The sequence below is a fragment of the Polaromonas sp. P1_E1_2 genome (assembly GCF_056406035.1).
The window spans coordinates 1-3172 of the sequence record NZ_JBFUAZ010000501.1 but is presented as its reverse complement, the minus strand read 5'-3'; the positions used below and the strand labels follow the sequence as shown (position 1 = coordinate 3172).

The window sequence follows — 3172 nt, the reverse complement described above, 5'->3', positions numbered from 1 at the left end:
AGCTGATGCCATGCCCTCGCACCTCCTGCGTACTCCTGAAGCTTGTAGCCGCTATCGATCAAACCATGCTGTTGAAGGTAAATCAGATTGGGCAAAAGAATCTCCGGCTCGATGTCACCAAGTTCACCCTTGAGCCAAGGCTCATAAGCCCCGTCTGGGTACTGCGTGAGCAAGACGGAAAGAATGCGCTTTTGCAGTTCGCGATCGAATTTCATGATTTGCTCCGGAAGTTCCATGGCTGGAAGAAGATTTTCTGCCATCCGCCTCGCGCGCGCGCGTTTGCGGCCGATCCTATTTCGAAACGGAAAGCGGGTCGTCGGAATCTACCGCTGCAAATCCCAGCGCGACTGCACGCTGTAAACGCAGTGCAGAACCCACCCTTCGTAGCCTGCGGAATTGCGGAAGATATTCATTACCCAGTTGCTCCCATTCGACTCTGTAACGCCGTCGGTCAGGGGCGTGGGCAGCGGCACGCCGATGACGGAACCGTCGGCCTTTACAAGCTCCCCCTCATGAATGAGGCGCCTGACTTCGGCCTGAATTTCCTCGGCAGTTTTGGATGGTCTAGTGGCCATATTTCCTCCATTTGGGAAGTACCAGTATGAGCGAAAAGGCAGGATTGGTGGGCATTGACCCGCAGCAACGCGTTGACTGGTGGAGAGTCATGGACGACCTGAGCAAGGCCGGAATGACCATGGAGGCTGTTAGCGCTGCCGTTTCCATCCCGGTGTCTACCTTGGCCGGCTACAAGAATTCGAATGTCGAGCCCAAGCATGCCGACGGGGAACGGCTAGTGGAGCTCTGGCGCCGGCGGGTTATGCCCACGGTGCCTATGACAAGGGGAAGCGTGCGGAACGGGGAGCGAAATGCCGGTCCGGCGTAAGCACTATTCAAACGGATCGCTTTGCTCGGCCACGGTGGTTCCGTAACTTATGGCCGCTTGCATCGCTTGCTTGTCGCTCTCGAATGGGGCGCTCAATTTGTGGCGAACTCCCGAAACGCGCGTGTGACGGTGATCTACTTTTAGCTCAAACAAAACCGAAGCTGCCCATGTGTGATCTGCGTTTTCCACGGTCGAGCAGTACACAAAATACCCATTGACCTCAAGAAATAGATTGCTGGACATCCCCACCTCCTAGATTGGAAATTGCAGTATGAGCGCACTGGTCAGTTTGCGCTAGCTTTTCGGGAAGCCGAATGGGGTGTAGCCAGAAGATGCGGGCTTCAACAGCCACTCTGGAGCCCCGACCATGGCACGACCGACCCGCACCCCACAGACCCCCGGCACGACTCCCACGGATGCCACTGCAGGCACCGAACAAACCGCGGAGGCCGGCGCACCAGGTGCCACAGACGGCGAGGATGCTGGTGGTGACGCTGTAGTGGACGCGCCCGCCAGGAGCACAAAGAAGGCCGGCAAGGCGCCGCTGGGCCGCGATGACTATCTCAAGATGCGCGCCCACGACGTGGACGCCAAGGCCCTGACCAAATCCGTCCTGACCCTGGACGGCTGGGTTGTCCCCGATCTGCCACCCGTAGCGCCGCAAAGGGCTTGATGTGGCCGCGGTTCCCTTCCACGAGTACCCGCACCGGGAGGCGCTCATGYGGCGCGCGCCCGAAATCATGGCCTCGGTCATGCAGCGCGCATCTGGCAAGGGGAAGACCTGGGAAAACCGGACTGACATTGAGGCTGCCATCGCGGTAGCTCAGGCGCTGGCAGACGGCCAGGATATCCCAGGACTGCAGGCCACCGTTCTGAACAACAGTCACTTGCTGGTCTATTCCGTCGGCTCCCCCTGGTACGCCAGCTCCAGCAAATGGCTGATCGAGCAATTCTTTATTCGAATCGGTCGCGGGACCGTCGGCTGTGCGCTCAATGACTTGGATGAATTGGCCCGCCAGCTCGGCGCAACCACCGTTGTGATGGCCACCAGCTTGGCTGCCAACGATGCCGCTCTTGGCCGGCTGTATGCCCAACACGGGTATTCGAGCCAGTCCAGCCAACACTTCAAGGAACTTTGAGTGTCCTCCGGCTTCCTTTGGGCGCACACCTCGGTGGATTCTGGCCCGGCCGCCGAGCAGATGTTGGAGTTCAACCCTGCCATAACAACCCAAGCCGACGACTATCTCGACGCGGCCGCCCGCGCGATAAAGGCCACTCCGGTGCGAATTGGTCGGGTTTTCGGGAATACGAATGGGCCATCACGCAATGATTGGACCCCAGGGGCTGGCGTGCATGAAGTTGAGCTTGAGCTTTCCTAGCGCCGAACCATCACAGCTTGAGGTGCCCAGTGACAGTATCAGCTCAGATTCCGATAAATCGCAGCACCGGCAACGGAGTTACAACCGTTTTCGCCTACAACTTCAAGGTTCTCTCTGCGGCTGATATGGAAGTTTCGGTGGATGGTGTTGTCAAAACCTTGAACACCGACTACACGCTTTCTGGTGTCGGCTCCGATAGTGGAAATGTCACCTTTCTGGTTGCCCCAGCTATTGATACTGTCGTGGTTCGCCGCCGTAATATGGCATACACCCGCAGCGTGGATTACCAGGACCAGGGAGAGCTTCCGACCGATAYGTTGGATGATGATCAGGACGCCGCGGTGCTCATGATTCAGCAACTTGATGAAGAGTTGGGTCGGTCCATCCGTGTAGCTCCCGACTCATCGGGCGTTGATCTGGAACTGCCCGCGCCCGTTCCGCTGACATATCTCCGCTGGAATTCACTGGCCAACGCGCTGGAGAACGTGCTGCTGGCCGACATCAGCCTGATTTCTCTAACGGCCTATGCTCAAACCTTCCTTAATGCAGTTGATGCGGCGGCTGCTCGCCTGGTGCTGGGAGCTACCACCGTAGGGAACGCGCTGTTTACAGCCGCAGGTGCCGCAGAAGCTCGCACCGCAATAAGCGCAGCACCCACAGATGCCGCAACCACTACGGCCAGCGGCCTCGTTGAGCTCGCCACCACAGCAGAAACTCAAACCGGCACAGATGCCGCGCGGGTTATTACGCCTGCAGGTCTCAAGGCTGCTTTGGGGTTCTCCTCCACGGTCACTTTGGCGCTTCAAACTCTTACGAGTGGAACTTCAAAAGAATGGACCAACGTAGCAGGCTTGACGGAAATCGACCTGTCGATATTGGCGGCATCTCTGGCCTCTGCGGACTATTTCAT

At 58.1% G+C, this 3172-nt stretch carries 6 protein-coding genes; 3 read left to right on the top strand and 3 right to left on the bottom strand.

The window, feature by feature from the left end; translation table 11 throughout:
- From AC1D1P_RS18880 to AC1D1P_RS18870, 3 genes are all read right to left on the bottom strand, one after another.
- Nucleotides 1-215, bottom strand: a 215-nt coding sequence (locus tag AC1D1P_RS18880) for a hypothetical protein (protein ID WP_477674027.1), incomplete at its 3' end; no start/stop codon positions are given.
- A 108-nt stretch (nucleotides 216-323) separates the two neighbouring features.
- Nucleotides 324-575, bottom strand: coding sequence for a hypothetical protein (locus AC1D1P_RS18875; RefSeq protein WP_477674026.1), 252 nt, complete (start codon nucleotides 573-575; stop codon nucleotides 324-326).
- Nucleotides 576-886: 311 nt separating this feature from the next.
- Nucleotides 887-1126 (bottom strand): hypothetical protein, encoded by a 240-nt coding sequence (locus AC1D1P_RS18870; protein ID WP_477674025.1) that lies wholly within the window; start codon nucleotides 1124-1126, stop codon nucleotides 887-889.
- 124 nt (nucleotides 1127-1250) lie between these two features.
- Here AC1D1P_RS18870 and AC1D1P_RS18865 point away from each other — a divergent pair, with 124 nt between their 5' ends.
- The 3 genes from AC1D1P_RS18865 to AC1D1P_RS18855 all read left to right on the top strand — a co-directional run.
- Complete coding sequence (locus AC1D1P_RS18865) at nucleotides 1251-1556, top strand: hypothetical protein (protein ID WP_477674024.1); 306 nt, start codon at nucleotides 1251-1253, stop codon at nucleotides 1554-1556.
- 46 nt (nucleotides 1557-1602) lie between these two features.
- Nucleotides 1603-2022: a hypothetical protein gene (locus AC1D1P_RS18860; protein WP_477674023.1), complete on the top strand. Its 420-nt coding sequence runs from the start codon at nucleotides 1603-1605 to the stop codon at nucleotides 2020-2022.
- Between the two features lie 269 nt (nucleotides 2023-2291).
- On the top strand, nucleotides 2292-3172 hold an 881-nt coding region (locus AC1D1P_RS18855), incomplete at its 3' end, for a phage tail fiber domain-containing protein (RefSeq protein ID WP_477674022.1).